17 protein-coding genes are annotated in these 16,224 nt (G+C 67.6%); 5 read left to right on the top strand and 12 right to left on the bottom strand.

What is annotated here, in order from left to right:
- Positions 1–165: 165 nt before the first annotated feature.
- The 9 genes from pheT to pyk form a co-directional block, all read right to left on the bottom strand.
- Entirely contained in the window at positions 166–2,574 is a 2,409-nt protein-coding gene (gene pheT / locus QQK83_RS04420; protein WP_284262062.1) for a phenylalanine--tRNA ligase subunit beta, read from the bottom strand.
- Positions 2,575–2,798: 224 nt separating this feature from the next.
- Positions 2,799–3,191, bottom strand: a complete 393-nt coding sequence (locus QQK83_RS04415) for a type II toxin-antitoxin system PemK/MazF family toxin (protein ID WP_284262059.1) — start codon at positions 3,189–3,191, stop codon at positions 2,799–2,801.
- A gap of 6 nt (positions 3,192–3,197) precedes the next feature.
- A complete protein-coding gene (gene pheS, locus QQK83_RS04410) occupies positions 3,198–4,268 on the bottom strand; it encodes a phenylalanine--tRNA ligase subunit alpha (protein WP_284262057.1) in 1,071 nt (356 codons plus the stop codon).
- Between the two features lie 75 nt (positions 4,269–4,343).
- Entirely contained in the window at positions 4,344–5,075 is a 732-nt protein-coding gene (locus QQK83_RS04405; RefSeq protein ID WP_284262055.1) for a class I SAM-dependent methyltransferase, read from the bottom strand.
- Between the two features lie 75 nt (positions 5,076–5,150).
- Positions 5,151–5,510, bottom strand: coding sequence for a 50S ribosomal protein L20 (gene rplT, locus QQK83_RS04400; protein WP_284262054.1), 360 nt, complete (start codon positions 5,508–5,510; stop codon positions 5,151–5,153).
- Positions 5,511–5,524: 14 nt separating this feature from the next.
- Positions 5,525–5,725, bottom strand: a complete 201-nt coding sequence (gene rpmI / locus QQK83_RS04395) for a 50S ribosomal protein L35 (RefSeq protein ID WP_284262052.1) — start codon at positions 5,723–5,725, stop codon at positions 5,525–5,527.
- Positions 5,726–5,836: 111 nt separating this feature from the next.
- Positions 5,837–6,070, bottom strand: a complete 234-nt coding sequence (locus tag QQK83_RS04390) for a hypothetical protein (protein WP_284262050.1) — start codon at positions 6,068–6,070, stop codon at positions 5,837–5,839.
- A 69-nt stretch (positions 6,071–6,139) separates the two neighbouring features.
- Positions 6,140–6,670: a hypothetical protein gene (locus tag QQK83_RS04385; protein WP_284262048.1), complete on the bottom strand. Its 531-nt coding sequence runs from the start codon at positions 6,668–6,670 to the stop codon at positions 6,140–6,142.
- The gene (pyk, locus tag QQK83_RS04380) at positions 6,667–8,115 is read right to left on the bottom strand and encodes a pyruvate kinase (RefSeq protein ID WP_284262046.1); all 1,449 of its coding nucleotides are present in this window, start codon (positions 8,113–8,115) and stop codon (positions 6,667–6,669) included. The genes QQK83_RS04385 and pyk overlap by 4 nt, the downstream gene beginning before the upstream one ends.
- Before the next feature lie 178 nt (positions 8,116–8,293).
- Between pyk and QQK83_RS04375 the strand changes: the two genes are divergently transcribed.
- Genes QQK83_RS04375 through QQK83_RS04365 form a run of 3 tightly spaced genes read left to right on the top strand, consistent with a single transcriptional unit; the run spans position 8,294 to position 10,018 of the window.
- Positions 8,294–9,031: an N-formylglutamate amidohydrolase gene (locus QQK83_RS04375; protein WP_284262044.1), complete on the top strand. Its 738-nt coding sequence runs from the start codon at positions 8,294–8,296 to the stop codon at positions 9,029–9,031.
- 22 nt (positions 9,032–9,053) lie between these two features.
- Positions 9,054–9,350 (top strand): DUF1244 domain-containing protein, encoded by a 297-nt coding sequence (locus tag QQK83_RS04370; RefSeq protein ID WP_284262042.1) that lies wholly within the window; start codon positions 9,054–9,056, stop codon positions 9,348–9,350.
- Entirely contained in the window at positions 9,347–10,018 is a 672-nt protein-coding gene (locus tag QQK83_RS04365) for an RluA family pseudouridine synthase (RefSeq protein ID WP_284262040.1), read from the top strand. The genes QQK83_RS04370 and QQK83_RS04365 overlap by 4 nt, the downstream gene beginning before the upstream one ends.
- Here QQK83_RS04365 and QQK83_RS04360 read toward each other — a convergent pair.
- Together QQK83_RS04360 and QQK83_RS04355 are read right to left on the bottom strand one after the other, a co-directional pair.
- Entirely contained in the window at positions 9,957–10,727 is a 771-nt protein-coding gene (locus tag QQK83_RS04360) for a hypothetical protein (RefSeq protein WP_284262038.1), read from the bottom strand. The genes QQK83_RS04365 and QQK83_RS04360 overlap by 62 nt on opposite strands.
- A gap of 119 nt (positions 10,728–10,846) precedes the next feature.
- Positions 10,847–12,280, bottom strand: coding sequence for an aldehyde dehydrogenase family protein (locus tag QQK83_RS04355; RefSeq protein WP_284262036.1), 1,434 nt, complete (start codon positions 12,278–12,280; stop codon positions 10,847–10,849).
- Between the two features lie 249 nt (positions 12,281–12,529).
- Between QQK83_RS04355 and QQK83_RS04350 the strand changes: the two genes are divergently transcribed.
- The gene (locus QQK83_RS04350; protein WP_284262034.1) at positions 12,530–13,183 is read left to right on the top strand and encodes a peroxiredoxin; all 654 of its coding nucleotides are present in this window, start codon (positions 12,530–12,532) and stop codon (positions 13,181–13,183) included.
- A 70-nt stretch (positions 13,184–13,253) separates the two neighbouring features.
- On the opposite strand, the gene QQK83_RS04345 is transcribed toward QQK83_RS04350, so the two are convergent.
- Complete coding sequence (locus QQK83_RS04345; RefSeq protein WP_284262032.1) at positions 13,254–13,877, bottom strand: L,D-transpeptidase; 624 nt, start codon at positions 13,875–13,877, stop codon at positions 13,254–13,256.
- A 280-nt stretch (positions 13,878–14,157) separates the two neighbouring features.
- On the opposite strand from QQK83_RS04345, the gene QQK83_RS04340 reads away from it, so the two are divergent.
- Positions 14,158–16,083: a PhoX family protein gene (locus tag QQK83_RS04340; RefSeq protein WP_284262030.1), complete on the top strand. Its 1,926-nt coding sequence runs from the start codon at positions 14,158–14,160 to the stop codon at positions 16,081–16,083.
- Positions 16,084–16,224 lie beyond the last annotated feature (141 nt).

The raw sequence follows: 16,224 nt of genomic DNA, 5'->3' as shown, positions 1-16,224 counted from the left end.
GCAGGGCACATCCCCACCCATCTTCATCCCACAAATATGGCCGCCGGAGGCATCCGCCACCCGAAACCCGCGCGTCCACCCGAAGACGGGGCACAGCACCCGACACCGGGCCCAAATGCCTTCCAAGGCATTTGCCCGGGCGACCGCGGCAGCGGGCGCAATCCCTCAGCCGCGCAGAACCCCGCCCGAGGCCTTCTCGACCTTGGCTACGATCTTCGCGGCCACCGCCTCGATCTCCTCGTCGGTCAGGGTCTTGTCCTTGGGCTGCATCCGCACCGAGAAGGCGATGGATTTGCGCCCGTCGCCCAGCGAACCGCCGACGAACTCGTCGAAGACGCGCACCTCCTCGATCAGCGCCTTGTCGGCCCCCGCCGCCGCATTCACCAGGACCGCCGCCTCGACGCCCGCATCGACGACGAAGGCGAAGTCGCGCTCGACCGCCTGGAAGTCCGACATCTCCACCGCGCCGCGGCTTGCGCCCGCGGATTTCGGCATCGGGATCTCCGCCGGGAACAGCGTGAACCCCATCGCAGGCCCCTTCACATCCATCGCGCGCAGCACCTTGGGGTGCAGCTCGCCGAAGATGCCCAGCACCTTCTTCGGACCGAGGCAGACCATCCCGTGCCGGCCGGGGTGCCACCACTCCGGCGCACCGCGCAGGATCTGCGCGCTGGCAGGCGCGCCCATGGCGGCCAGCAGCGCCTCGGCGTCGGCCTTCACGTCGAAGACATCGACCGCGCGGCGGTCACCATGCGGCCCGCGCGGGCCGGTCTGGCCGATCAACAGGCCCGCGACCTGCAGATGCTGCTCGCCCGGCTCGCCGCCGTGGAAGGCGTGGCCGACCTCGAACAGCGCAAGGTCCATCATCCCCCGCGCCTGGTTGCGCGCCGCGGCCTGCAACAGCCCCGGCAGCAGCGCGGGGCGCATGTGGCTCATCTCCGACGAGATCGGGTTCTCCAGCATCACGTCATCGCTGCCACCGCCGAAGAGCTGCGCCGAGGCGCGGTCGATGAAGGAGTAAGTCACGCATTCATTGTAGCCGAGCGCCGCCGCCGTCCGCCGCCCCGCGCGCTCGCGCAGCTGCATGGGTGTCAGCACGGCCTTCGGCACGCCCGCCTTCGCCCGGCGCAGCGGCTTCGGCTCCAGCTTGGTCAGCGACGCCACCCGCGCCACTTCTTCCACAAGATCCGCCTCGCCCTGGACGTCGCGCCGCCAGGACGGCACCCAGACCTCCAGCACATCGCCCGCGCCCGTGGCCGAGAAGCCGAGCGAGGTCAGGATGCGCACCTGTTCCGCCTTGGGGATCTCCATCCCCACCAGCGAGATCACCCGCGCGGTATCGAGCGGATAGCTCCGCGCGGTTTTCAGCGGTGCACCGGCCTCCGACACTTCCGACGGCTCGCCACCGCAGAGATCGAGGATCATCCGCGTCGCGGCCTCCAGACCCGGCAGGGTATACTCCGGGTCCACCCCCCGCTCGAACCGGTAACGCGCATCCGAGTTGATCTTCAGGTCGCGGCCCGTATGGGCGACATGGACCGGGTCCCAATAGGCGCTCTCGACATAGACATTCACCGTCTCCTCGGTGCAGCCCGTCTCTTCGCCGCCCATGATCCCGGCCAGGCTCTCGGCCCCGTTCTCGTCCGAGATCAGCGTGTGACCGGGGGCTGCGGTATAGGTCTTCTCGTCGAGCGCCAGCAGGCTCTCGCCGCCCTTGGCGCGATGCACCCGCAGATCGCCCTTCACCTTGTCGGCGTCGAAGACATGCAGCGGGCGGTTCATGTCATAGGTGAAGAAGTTGGTCACATCCACGAGCGCCGAAATCGGCCGCAGCCCGATCGCGCGCAGCCGGTCCTGCAGCCATTGCGGCGACGGCCCGTTCTTCACGCCACGGATCACGCGGCCCGCCCAATGGGGGGCGACATCCAGCGTGTCAGCGTTGATGCTGACCCCGATGGGACAGGGGAAGGTTCCCTTCACCGGCTCCGGATCATGCGGCTTCAGCTTGCCGAGGCCACGGGCCGCGAGGTCGCGCGCGATGCCGTGGACACCAAGCGCATCCTGCCGGTTCGGCGTGATGGCGATCTCGATCACCGGGTCGACGCGTGCCGGATCGTTCGCGGCCAGCCAATCGGTGAACCGCTGCCCCACCTCGCCCGACGGCAGCTCGATGATGCCGGAATGCTCGTCGCTCAGTTCCAGCTCGCGCTCCGAGGCCATCATCCCGTGGCTTTCCACGCCGCGGATCTTGCCGACCGACAGCGTCACGTCGATCCCCGGCACGTAATCGCCGGGCTTGGCCAGGACCACCGTGATCCCCGCCCGCGCATTCGGCGCGCCGCAGACGATCTGTTTCATGCCCTCGTCGGTCTCGACCATGCAGACGCGCAGCCGGTCGGCATCGGGGTGCTGTTCGGCCGAGACGACACGCGCCAAGGTAAACGCCTTCAACCGCGCCGCGCGATCCTCGACGCCCTCCACCTCGAGGCCGAGGTCGGTCAGCGCCTCGGCGATCTCCTCGACCGAGGCGTCGGTTTCCAGGTGCTCTTTCAGCCAGGACAGGGTGAATTTCATGCGCTTGCGCTCCGTCACGGGGTCGAGCGGTTTCTAGCGTCTCTGTGCGCGGTGTCCACCGGGGAAAGGGGATGAGGGAGTGCCAGCGAGCGTAGCGGAACCCCCAGAAACACGAAGACCGCCCTGAGCTTGTTATCGCTCGATGGACGGTCTGCCTAGTAATCTAGGTCTTAAAGCCCGATGACCGGGATACCTTCCCCATATGCACCTGCGTCGGCGAAAATTCAATGACCATCGAAGCCGAGTGCAACCAAAACCCCGGCCCGCACGCGCTCGAGGTCATCATCGGAAACCTGTGGAGTTTCCCAAGTCCGACGCCCAACCTTGAACCCGTCGAGCCGGTGTAGACCGATGTTCATCAACAAGTCACATTTTGCCCAAACCGGTCCATCGCCCGCGTCCCACGGGGCATAGTTTCGGCCAAGGCGCACATGGTAGGGCATTTCCTTGCGCGGCGCGGTGGTGCTGGTCGGCACCACGGCCACAAGGTCCCCCCGGTTGGGAAGCCGCGGCGACACGACGATCACAGGGCGTTTCTTGCAGATCTCTGGTGGCTCAAACCCACGAAAATCGGCAACAAGCATCGTGCCGGCGCGTGGGTGAAACTTGAGCGGCACCTTGCCTCACACCCCGCTATGCACCGCCGGCACCTGCAACGCGCTGAACCCGTAGTGCCTCAGCCACCGCAAATCTGAATCGAAGAACGCCCGCAAATCCGGGATGCCGTATTTCAGCATCGCGATCCGGTCGATCCCCATCCCGAAGGCAAAGCCCTGCCACGCGGACGGGTCCACCCCCGCCGCCTGCAACACCTTGGGATGCACCATGCCCGACCCCAGCACCTCGAGCCAGTCGTCGCCCTCGCCCACCTTCACGGTGCCGCCTTCGAAGGAACACTGGATGTCGACCTCGGCCGAGGGCTCGGTGAAGGGGAAATGCGAGGCGCGGAAGCGGGTCTTCACCTTGGTGCCGAAATAGGCCGAGAAGAACTCCTCCAGCACCCATTTCAGGTTCGCCATCGAGATGTCGCGGTCGATGGCCAGCCCCTCGACCTGGTGGAACATCGGCGTGTGGGTCTGGTCGTAATCCGCGCGGTAGACGCGGCCCGGCGCGATCACGCGGACAGGGGCGCCATGCGCCTCCATGTAGCGGATCTGCACCGGCGAGGTATGGGTGCGCAGCACGTGGGGCGGGCGGTTATCGCCCTCGGCGCGGTGGGTGTAGAACGTGTCCATCTCGGCCCGCGCGGGGTGGTGGCCGGGGATGTTCAGCGCGTCGAAATTGTACCAGTCGGTCTCGATCTGCGGGCCCTCGGCCACGGCAAAGCCCATGTCGGCGAAGATCGCCGTGACCTCCTCCGTCACCTGGCTGACCGGGTGGATCGTGCCCGCGCGGCGGTGGCGGGCCGGCAGCGTCACGTCCAGCCATTCCGCGCGCAGCCGTTCATCCAGCGCCGCATCCGCCAAAGCGGCCTTCTTCGCCGCCAGCGCCGAATTCACCTCATCCTTCAGCGCGTTCAGCGCGGGGCCTGCGACCTGCCGTTCCTCGGGCGACATGCCGCCCAGCTCGCGCATCTTCAGGCTGATCTCGCCCTTCTTGCCCAGCGCCGCGACGCGCAGCTCTTCCAGCGCGGCCTCGTCCGTCGCCGCCCCGATGCGCCCCAGCCAGTCCGATTTCAGCCCATCAAGGTCCATGATCCCGCGCCTTCCGCCCGTCCAAATCCGCGCCCTGACCTATCACCAAAGCCCCGGATTGCAAGCGGCAGGCGCTTACCTGCCGTCCTTGCCCGCAAAGGCCGACTTGCGCCCCCGGATCTCCAGCGCGCGGCGCGAGAGCTGCACCTTGCCGTTCTGCGCGTAGACGGTGGCGGGCGGCTCGGCCTTCACCCGTTTCTCGGCGACCGTGATCGAGTCGTAGAACCGCACCGAATGCAGCTCCCGTGCGATCGGGTCGAAGGGGAACATCGCGTCCTGGTCGGTATACCAGCTGTGCATGCGGTCGGTCAGGCGCTTGGCATATTCGATCCAGCTTGCCTCGTTGCGGTAGCCGCCGCCGAAACCGGGCCAGTAGGAGGTGTGGCAATCCTCGACCAGGTAGAGGCCGCCGTCGGCGACATGGGGCCAGAGGTTCTCGAAACTGGCGACCTGGTGCGCGCAGACATGGCTGCCGTCATCGAGGATCACGTCGAACGGCCCGTGTTTCGCCGCCAACTCGGCGAGAAAGGCCGGATCGGCCTGGTTCCCGATCTCGACGGTCGTGCCCTCTTCGGCGAGCTTCGCGCAATCGGGGTCGATGTCGATGAAGGTCAGGCGCGATCCCTCGGCGAAGAACGCCTTCCACATCGGGATCGAGCCGCCCTTGAACACGCCGATCTCGAGGAAGGACACGGGGCGCTGCCGAAACCGGGTCAGCTCGCGCGTGTAGGTGTCGAAATACTGGGTCCACTTCGACAGGAGCCTGTCATCGGTGGTCTTGAGATACTCGGTAAAGAAATTCGACATGGCACCACCAGAACGGAAAACCCCCGCCGGACCATCGCCCGGCGGGGGTTGAAACTCAATGCCTTGCGGCTCGGCTCAGAGAGCTGCGCGCGCCTGTGCGACGATTGCGCCGAAAGCCTCGGGCTCATGCACGGCCAGATCGGCCAGAACCTTGCGGTCCACCTCGATGCCGGCCTTGGCCAGCCCGTTGATGAAGCGCGAATAGGTCATCTCGGCGTCGAAGGCGCGGACGGCGGCGTTGATCCGCTGGATCCACAGCGCGCGGAACTGGCGCTTGCGGGCCTTGCGGTCGCGGGTCGCGTACTGGTTGGCCTTGTCGACGGCCTGGGTCGCGGTGCGGAAGTTCCGCGAGCGCGCGCCATAATAGCCTTTGGCCGCGTCAAGAACCTTCTTGTGGCGGCGATGGGTGACGGTTCCACCTTTGGTGCGGGACATCTCTCAGGCCTCCTTCAACGGTCGTAGGGCATGTAGGACTTGACGATCTTCGCGTCCTGCTCCGACAGGGTCGTCGTGCCACGCGCGTTGCGGATGAACTTGTTCGTCCGCTTGATCATCCCGTGCCGTTTGCCGGCCTGTGCCGCCACCACCTTGCCGGTGCCGGTCACCTTGAAGCGCTTTTTCGCGCTCGATTTCGTCTTCATCTTCGGCATTTCCGTCTCCTGTCTCGTAGGGTCGGTTCAGGCGCGACTCGGCATGCCGTTCTGGCCGGTCGCACCGTTGGAGCGGGTCGCATACAGCCAAGCGCGCGCCCTGTCCAGCCGTCAGTTCAACACCATGGCCGCGACATGCACGAAGGCGTCGGGAATATCCCGTAAGCTCAGGCCGTCGGGCCCGAGCGCAAGGTGGACGTATCCCAGCAGCCCGAGCCCGATCACAAGCGAGGTCATGGCGACCCAGGGCCAGCTGCGTTCCGCCCAGCCCGCCACCACCGATGGACCGGCGAAGGTCACGACCAGCGTCGCAATGACGATCAGGATATCGGGGTCGACTGGCATCACGGGCAACAGGTTCACTCTGACTGCGTCGCAGAGTGCCACGGCCCGCCGCGCGGCGAAAGCCCGGCCTTACATCAGCGGTGCGGCCAGGGTCACCACGCGCAGGTGATCGCCGGGCGACGAGCCCGCCCAATCGACCCAGAGGCGGCGCGGCGCGTCCGGGTCGATCCAGGCCCGGTCCCCGTCCTCCAGCCCGCGCATCGCGTGGCCCAGCCAAAGTGTTTCGACCCCAGACAGCGCATCGGTCGCAGCCAGCGTCGCGGGCGAGGTGGCCACCCCGAGGATGGCCGCGTCGAACAGCACCCACCCCCGCTGCCGCCCGCCGGTGCCGTCGAAGATCACCGAATGCAGCGCCACCATCGTCCCCGCCGGGATCGGCGCGCCGATCTCGAGCACAAGCGCGGCGGGCAGCGCCACGCCCTGCGCCTCGTCGAAGGCGATCAGGTCGGGGGTGTCGAAGATGTCCTCACCCACGGCAAGCGGTGGTTCGGGCAGGTGGATGAACCGTCCTGCCCCGTCCTGCACCGTGATCGTCCCGTCAAGGATGCCGGCCGCCGCCGGCGCAGAGGCGAACGCCGCCAGCGCCAGCGCGCGGATCATTCCGGGTCGGTCGCGTAGATCAGCCGTTCGGCGCAGGGTGCCACGCGCAGGATGTTGGTCGAGCCCTGCACGTTGAACGGCACGCCCGCGGTCACGATGATCTGGTCCTCTTCGGTCGCATAGCCGCCGTCGCGCGCGGTGCGCGCCGCCGAGACGACAGCGCCCTTGAACCGCGTCAGCTCACCGGTGATGTAGCAGTGGCAGCCCCAGGTCAGGCACATCCGCCGCGCCACGCCGACCTGCGGCGTCAGCGCAAGGATCGGCACCCGCGGACGCTCGCGTGCGACCAGCGCCGCGGTGGTGCCCGATTGCGTGAAACAGCAGATCGCCTTGATGTCGACCGTCTCGGCGATCTCGCGCGCCGCGGCGACGATGGCATCCGCCGTGGTCGAGCGCGCCACGGTGCGCGAGGCGACCATGATGTCACGGAAATTGCCGTCGTTCTCGACCTCCAGCGCGACGTTGTGCATCGTCCGCACCGCCTCGACCGGGTAGGAGCCGGCAGCCGATTCCGCGCTCAGCATCACCGCATCGGCCCCTTCGTAAAGCGCGGTCGCCACGTCCGACACCTCGGCCCGCGTCGGCATCGGGCTTTCGATCATCGACTCGAGCATCTGGGTGGCCACGATCACCGGCTTGGCCGCGGCGCGGCACTTGCGCACCAGCCGCTTCTGGATCGGCGGCACGTTCTGAACCGGCAGCTCCACGCCCAGATCGCCCCGCGCCACCATGATCCCGTCGGAGGCCGCGAGGATCTCGTCGAAGGCGGTGACGGCGGCGGGCTTCTCGATCTTCGACAGGATCGCGGCGCGGCCCTTGGCCAGCTCGCGCGCCTCGGCCACGTCGGCGGCGCGCTGCACGAAGCTCAGCGCCAGCCAGTCGACGCCAAGCGCGCAGACGAACTCGAGGTCAGCGCGGTCTTTCTCCGACAGCGCCGCCAGCGGCAGCACCACGTCGGGCACGTTCACGCCCTTGCGGTTCGAGACGGGGCCGCCCGCGATGACGGTGCAATCCGCGAAATCCGGCCCGCAGTCATCGACGCGCAGCCGCACCTTGCCGTCGTTGACCAGCAGGCGCGCGCCCGGCTCCAGCGCCGCGAAAATCTCGGGGTGCGGCAGCTGAACGCGCTTCTCGGTGCCCGGCGTCTCGTCGAGGTCGAAGCGGAAGGACGCGCCGTTGCGCAGGACATGCCCCTCGTCCTCGGCAAAGACCCCGCAGCGCAGCTTGGGCCCCTGCAGGTCGGCAAGGATCGCGATGGGCCGGCCGACGGCCTTCTCGACCTTGCGGATGGCGGCATGGCGCCCCCGGATCTCTTCATGGCTGCCATGGGACATGTTGAGCCGGAAGACATCCGCACCCGCTTCGTAGAGCTTGCGGATCATCCCCTCCCCGTCCGAGGCAGGCCCAAGCGTGGCCACGATCTTCACGTTGCGGTCGCGTTTCATCGGTCATTCCCCCGTCATGCCGCCGCGGGCGGGCGCTGTTAGCGCAAACAGTCCTGTTGTTACGGCTCTATGGCGCAATTCCATGGACCAAACAACAGGCAAGCCGGGGCGGTTCTGGCCATTCCCCGCGAAAGCGCCTATCTCGGCCCGCGTCTTGGGCGAAAGGCGTGACGCGACGATGACAGCACCCTACCACATCGAAGGCGAAGACCGGCAGGGGCGCTGGGTGGTGACCTGCGACCATGCCTCGAACCGTGTGCCGCCGGAGGTGGCGGGCGGCGACCTGGGCTTGCCGCCCGAGGACATGGCGCGCCACATCGCCTATGACGTGGGGGCCGCAGGCGTGGCCCGCGCGCTGGCCGAGGCGCTTGCCTCGCCCGTCATCCTGTCGGATTTCTCGCGCCTCGTGATCGACCCGAACCGGGGCGAGGATGACCCGACGCTTCTCATGAAGATCTATGACGGCTCGATCATCCCCGCGAACCGCCACGCCGACGCGGCCGAGGTCGCGCGCCGCCTCGACCTGTTCCACCGCCCCTATCACCGCGGGATCGAACGCCTGATCGCCAGCCGCAGAGCGCCCGTGATCGTCGCCGTCCACTCCTTCACCCCGCAATTCGTCGGCCGCCCGCCGCGGCCCTGGCATGTGGGGGTGCTATACGCGGGCGACACGCGGCTGGCCTATCCGCTGATCGCGCGGCTGAATGCCGAACCGGACCTGTGTGTCGGCGACAACCAGCCCTATTCCGGCCACCTGCCCGGCGATGCGCTGGACCGGCACGGGGTGCAACCCGGCCTGCCTCATGTTCTGGTCGAGGTGCGCAACGACCTGATCAAAACGCCCGAGGCGCAGCGCGCATGGGGCAATCGCCTTGCGCCGATGCTTGACGCGGCGCTGAAGAATGCCGAGGTCTGACAAAACCGCCGGAGGAGTGACCATGGACGACCAGACCAAGCTCGAACTGGAGGCCGCCGCCTTCCGCCGCCTCGTGCGGCATTTCGACGAACGCACGGATGTGCAGAACATCGACCTGATGAACCTCGCGGGCTTCTGCCGGAACTGCCTGTCGCGCTGGTATCAGGAGGCCGCCGCCGAGCGCGGCATCGAGATGGACAAGGAGGCCGCGCGCGAAGTGGTCTACGGCATGCCCTACGAGGAGTGGAAGGCGAAGCACCAGACCGAGGCGTCCGACGCGCAAAAGGCTGCCTTCGACAAGTCGAACCCCGGCCATTGACGCAAGCCGCCGACCCCAACCCGGCCTTCGACTACAGGCCACCCGATCTGCCGCTCGACATAATCCATGCCGACGACGAGATCGTCGTGGTCAACAAGCCCTCGGGCCTGCTGTCGGTGCCGGGCCGGGGCGAACACCTGTCCGATTGCCTGATGTCCCGCATCAAGGCCGCCTTTCCAACGGCGCTTCTGGTGCATCGGCTCGACATGGACACCTCGGGCGTCATGGTCTTCGCCCTGACGCCCCATGCCCAGCGCCACCTCGGGCTGCAATTCGAGAAACGGCAGACGAAAAAGACCTATGTCGCGCGCGTCTGGGGCGAGATGGCCGAGGCCACGGGCCATGTCGACCTGCCGCTCTGCGTCGACTGGCCGAACCGCCCGCGCCAGCATGTCGACCGGGAGAACGGCAAGCCCGCCCAGACCGACTGGCGCCGCGTCAGGATCGAGGACGGCACCACCCGCGTGCGCCTGATGCCGAAGACGGGGCGCTCACACCAGTTGCGCGTCCACATGAAGGAGATCGGCCACCCGATCCTTGGTGATCCCTTCTACGCCGAAGGGCCTGCACGCGATTTTCCGCGGCTGATGCTGCATTCCGAAAGCCTCAAGCTGAGGCACCCGAACGGCGGCGCGGGAATGCTGTTTCGGGCACCGGCGCCGTTCTGATCGCGGCGGCATGGGCCGCCAGCCAGAGCGCATCCAGATCGGCAAGGGCTGTGGCGTCGAAACGGTCCTCCACCTCCCAATACCGCCCCGACGGCACCATGTAGCCCAACGCCGCCTCGCGTGCCTGCGCGGCGGCAAGGCTCTCGGGCTCCGGCAGGACCGGGACGGCCAGCCCGAGCATGTCCCGCTCGGCACGCGGAAACACCAGCCGGCTGTCCTGCGACGACAGGTTCACGCAGGCGCAACCCTGTTCGGCGGCCAGAAGTTGCAGCCGCGCGGCCTTGGCCTCGAGGCTTTGCAGCGTGATGTCGGGGCGCAGCGGGTCCGCCGTGCCGGTGCCGTAGAAATGCGTGCGCCCGGTCGCGGCATAGACCATGTCGCAGCCGAAGAACGCCATCACCCGCGGCTTCAGCGCGCCCAGAGCCCAATAACCCGCGGTAAAGGCCATGGTGCCACCGGCGTAGACGAAGCCGCCATAGGCGTTCTGCACCGGCACGTAATCGCGCGCCTCGACCCGGCGTTGCCCTTTCAGAAGCCCCGGCGGGCGGTGTTCGGGCGGGAAATCCTCGGGGTGGATCGACACGTCCCAATCGGGGCGCAACCGCCACGCGTTGTTGATCGCCACGATCTGATCGAAACCGGACCGGTCCCAACTCTTTACCGCCACCGCAGCCGGTCCGCTGCCGAGGATCAAGACAACCGGGCCCATGCCGCGCTTCCTTCTGCCATCTGCGGCGGAGATAGGCGGCTTGCGCGACAGGACCACGACAAACTTCCGCGGCGCAGCGAAACCGCGCCGCGGATGTCATCGGGCGTGAGGGACCGGGATCACTCCCAGTCGCTGACGGCCTTCACCTCGAGGAACTCGTGGATGCCCCAGACCCCGCCTTCGCGGCCGCTGCCCGATTGCTTCATCCCGCCAAAGGGCGAGCCCTTGCCGAAGCCCTTGCCGTTGCACTCCACCATGCCCGAGCGCAGCTGCCGCGCCACGCGGCGCAGGCGGTCCTTGTCGGTGGTCTGGATGTAGTTGGTCAGGCCGTATTCCGTGTCATTGGCCATGCGCACGGCCTCGTCCTCGGTGTCGAAGGGGATGATCGACAGGACCGGGCCGAAGATCTCCTCGCGGTAGATCGTCATGTCGGGCGTCACGTCGGCAAAGACCGTGGGCCGCACGAAGAAACCGCGGTTCAGGTGGCCGGGCCGCCCGGTGCCGCCCGCGACCAGCCGCGCGCCCTCGTCGATGCCGGTCTGGATCAGCGCCTGGATCTTGTCGAACTGCACCTCGGACACGACCGGCCCGATCCCGCGGCCTTCCTGGCTGGCAGGGATGACCGGCGTTTCCTCGGCCACGCGCGCGGCGATCTCGACCGCGTCCTCGTAACGCTCGCGGCTCACCAGCATCCGCGTCGGCGCGTTGCAGGACTGGCCCGAGTTGTTGAAGCAGCGCATCGCGCCGCGCTTCACCGCCTTTTCGTCGGCATCGGCGAAAATGATGTTCGCGCCCTTGCCCCCCAGCTCGAGGCTCACGCGCTTGATCGTGTCGGCCGCGGCTTTGGAGATCAGCCGCCCGGCCCGCGTGGAGCCGGTGAAGCTGACCATGTCGACATGCGGGTGCGCGCTCAGCGTGCTGCCCACGCCCGGCCCGTCCCCGTTCACCAGGTTGAACACGCCGGGCGGCAGACCCGCGGCATCCACGATCTCGGCAAAGACCAGCCCCGACAGCGGCGCGACCTCGGAGGGTTTCAGGATCATGGTGCAGCCCGCCAGCAGCGCCGGCGCGACCTTGAGCGCGATCTGGTTCATCGGCCAGTTCCACGGCGTGATCAGCGCGCAGACCCCGATGGGTTCGTGAAAGATGCGCTCGCCCGGCGCATGCGGCCCGAGGGGGCGGTCCCACTCCATCTGCTTCGCCGCGTCGATGAACCCCTCGAAATGCCAGTCGCCCGAGGTGACCTGTTGCTGGCGCGACCAGTCGATCGGCGCCCCCATCTCGCGGCTGATCGCCTGCGCCATGTCCTCGGCGCGGGCCTTGTAGGCCTCGAGCAGCCGCTCCAGCGCCGCGATGCGCTCGGACACCGGCGTGGCGGCCCAGCCAGGGAAGGCGGCATTGGCGGCCGCGACCGCGGCCTCGGTATCCTCGGGCTCACCCAGCGAGATCGTGGCGCAGACCTCCTCGGTCGAGGGGTCGATGACGGGGAAGTCACGCGGCCGGATCGGTGCGACCCACTGCCCGTTGATGTAGAAATCGGTTGTCTTGGCCATGGTCGTCTCCCTTGGTTCGGGCCGAGCCTGTCATCCCCCGCCGCGGGCTTCAAGGCGGGGGCGCGACGGCACACGGGCCGGAAACGACCGTTCCGCCACGACGCCCGCGCGGGAACGGCCGGTTGCGATGCCGCGGCGCGGCAGAATGCCCCGACTTTTCCGGGCAACGACGGGGCCCGCCCCCGTGAACCCGCCAAGCCGAGCGACTACCTGTTGATTGACCAAGCAAACCCAGAAGGAGCCTCGCACATGGCGCTGCGCATCAACGACACCCTCCCGAACCTGACCGTCCAGACCGACCAGGGCAGTTTCGCATTGCATGACTTCATCGGCGATAGCTGGATGATCCTGTTCTCGCACCCCAAGGATTTCACGCCGGTCTGCACCACGGAATTCGGCGCGGTCGCCCAGCTGGCCGAGGAATGGGAAAAGCGAAACACCAAGGTGATCGGCCTGTCGGTCGACGGCGTGGACGAGCATGTCCAGTGGAAGGCCGACATCGAAAGCTTTGCCGGCGCCAAGGCCGGTTTCCCGATCATCGCCGACAAGGACCTGACGGTGTCCAAGGCCTTCGACATGCTGCCGGCCGATGCCTACCTGCCGGACGGGCGCACGGCTGCCGACAGCGCCTCGGTTCGCGTGGTCTTCATCGTCTCGCCCGACAAGAAGGTGCAACTGATGATGACCTACCCGATGTCGGTGGGTCGCAACTTCGCCGAGGTGCTGCGCGCCCTCGACGCGCTGCAGGCGACCTACCGGACGCCCATCGCCACGCCCGCCAACTGGGTCCACGGGCAGGACGTCATCGTCGCCCTGTCGCTCGACGACGCTGCCGCAAGGGAAAAATTCGGCGAGATCGACGCCAAGCTGCCCTACCTGCGCACCACGAAGATGCCCGCCTGATCGAAAAGGGGCCCGAAACGCGAAAGCCCCGGCGAGCTGCCGGGGCTTTTTCATGTCGGCGACCGGCCGCTCACACCGGGTAGAGATGCGCGGTCGATCCGACCTCGACCTGGTCATAGAGGTCGATCACATGCGCATTCACCATCCGCACGCACCCCGAAGAGGCCGAGGTGCCGATCGACCAGGGCTGCGGCGTGCCGTGGATGCGCAGGTAGGTGTCGCGGCTGCCGGTGTAGAGGTAGAAGGCCCGCGCACCCAAGGGGTTCTCCGGCCCGCCCGGCACGCCATCGGCGAACTGGCCATAGACCTCCGGCTCGCGCGCGATCATGCTCGCGGTCGGCGTCCAGGACGGCCATTCCGCCTTGCGCCCGATGCGGAACACGCCCGGCTGATACAGGCCCGGCCGCCCGATGGCCACGCCGTAGCGCATCGCGGTGCCATCGGTGCCGATGTGATAGAGATACCGCGCCGTGGCATCGACATGGATGTCGCCCGGCGCCAGGCCCGCGCGATGCTGCACCCGCGTCGGCATGAACCGCGGATGCAGACCCCAGGGGTTGTTGGCGTTCGGATCGGGATCGGGGCGCGTGACCTGCGCGTCGAAGCCGACGGAATCCTGCGCAAGGCCGGGTGCCGCGATGGCGCCGGAAAACAGGGCGGCGCTCGTGATGATGAAATGGCGGCGGGTCAGCATCGGGGCGCCCCTCCCTTGTTCGTCCTGGAGAATCGGTTGTCACACTGTCCCGTGTTATCGTGGGTGCGGGGGCCTGTGGACAAGCCCAAAGACCCTCACGATTGGGTCAACATATCCAAATCACAGCCGGAACTCCGCCCCGCCCATCGGAACAGCCTGCACCTTTCGCATGGTTTTTCATATCGGCGCAGCCGCGCCGCCACGCGTCACAAAACCGTAACCGCCCCTTCGTAAGCCGCGCTCACCCAGCATCGTGTTTGCAGCCAGGGAGGCTCATTCCATGAAAGATATCGACCTCAACAAGATCAGTGCCGACGAGTGGGACGAGATGAACTTCCCCCGCCCCGAGGTGCAGGAGTTCGACCGCGTGGTCGAGCGCGCGATCTCGCGCCGCGGGTTCCTCGGCGGTGTGCTCGCCTTCGGATCGGGTGCCGCCGTCATGGGCACCGGCCTTCTGAAGGGCACCACCGCGATGGCGCAGCCCGCCTCGCGCTTCCCCTTCACGCCCATCGCCGCCCAGACCGACAACACCATCCATGTCCCCGAGGGCTACACCTGGGACGTGCTGGTGCGCTGGGGTGACGCGCTCTTCTCGGATGCCGAGGGCGCCTTCGACCCGCAGGCGGGCGTGTCGGTCGAGATGTCCGACCGCGTCTTCGGCGAGAACACCGACGGGATGGAGCTGTTCAACGTCGACGGCCGCGAGGTCATCGTGATCAACAGCGAATACACCAACCGCCCCGTCAACCTGCCCCACGCCCCCGAAGGCGTGCCCACGGGCCTCGACGACGTGCGCATCCTGCAGAACTTCCAGGGCGTCAGCGTCATGGAAATCGCCGAAGGCGAGAACGGCTGGTCGGTCGTCGTCGACAGCCCCTTCAACCGCCGCATCCACCACAACACGCCGATGACCTTCGACGGCCCCGCCGCTGGGCATGACCTGCTCAAGACCGAGGCAGACCCGACCGGCATGGCCTCGCTCGGCACCTTCAACAACTGCGGCTCGGGCCGGACGCCCTGGGGCACCTACCTGACCTGCGAAGAGAACTTCAACGGCTACTTCGGCGCCAATGGCGACCTGCCCGGCGGCATGGTCGGCGACGGCTTCCGCCGTTACGGCATCGGCGCGGACGGCTGGGGCTACGACTACCACAAGTGGGACGCCCGCTTCGACGTGTCGGCCAACCCCAACGAACCGCACCGCGCGGGCTACATCGTGGAAATCGACCCCGCGAACCCCGAGAGCACTCCGGTCAAGCACACCGCGCTCGGCCGCTTCAAGCACGAGAACGCCGCCTATGGCATCGCCGCCGATGGCCGCGTCGCCGTCTACATGGGCGACGACGAGCGGGGCGAGTTCATGTATCGCTGGCTCAGCCGTGACGTCTATGTCCCCGGCGAAGACACCTCGACCCTGCTCTCCGAAGGCACGCTGTCGGTCGCCGTCTTCGAAGACGACATGTCGGGCCGCTGGGTTCCGCTGACGCCCGCCACCACCGGCATGGATGCCGCCCATATCGCCGTCTTCACCCGCATGGCCGCATCCCGTGTGGGCGCGACGACGATGGACCGCCCCGAGTGGATCGCCGTTCACCCCAACGCCGCCGAGGCCTATTGCTGCCTCACCAACAACTCGCGCCGCGGCGTTCTGAACGACGACGGCACGGTGCGCACCAACGCGGGCGGCGATCCGATGACGGTGAACGCGGTCAACCCGCGCGACACCAACCGCTATGGCCAGATCGTGCGCTGGCGGCCCATGGGCGGCGACCACGGCGCCGATACCTTCGCCTGGGATCTCTACGTCATGGCGGGCAACCCCACCGTGGCCGAGGGCCCGAACGCAGGCTCGGCCAACATCAACGCGGGCAACCTGTTCAACTCGCCCGACGGGATGGTGATCGACAGCACCGGCCTGATCTGGATCCAGACCGACGGCGACGACAGCAACGAAGGCGCGTTCGAGGGCATGGGCAACAACCAGATGCTCGCGGGCGACCCGGTCACGGGCCGCATCGAGCGCTTCCTCACGGGGCCGAACGGTTGCGAGGTCACGGGGCTCTGCTGGTCGTCCGACCGCCGCACGATGTTCGTCGGCATCCAGCACCCCGGTGACAACGGCGGCAACTGGCCCGACTTCGGCGACAGCCTGGCGCGGTCCGCCGTGATCGCCGTCAAGCGCGAGGATGGCGGGCTGGTGGGCTGACCCCTCCGCAAACTGGTAAACAGTAATCAGTGCCGCGCCCCCGGAGAAATCCGGGGGCGTTTTTTATGGAGCGGCCCGAGGGGCTTGCTGGATGGCAGATTTGAGGCCTTGTCGGACAGTCAGGCATATCGCAGCAAGCTG

Source organism: Roseicyclus amphidinii (assembly GCF_030163755.1).
In the GTDB taxonomy this organism is placed as follows: Bacteria; Pseudomonadota; Alphaproteobacteria; order Rhodobacterales; family Rhodobacteraceae; genus Roseicyclus; species Roseicyclus amphidinii.
Note: the sequence above shows the minus strand (reverse complement) of the source record. Positions and strands in the feature narration are given on the sequence as shown.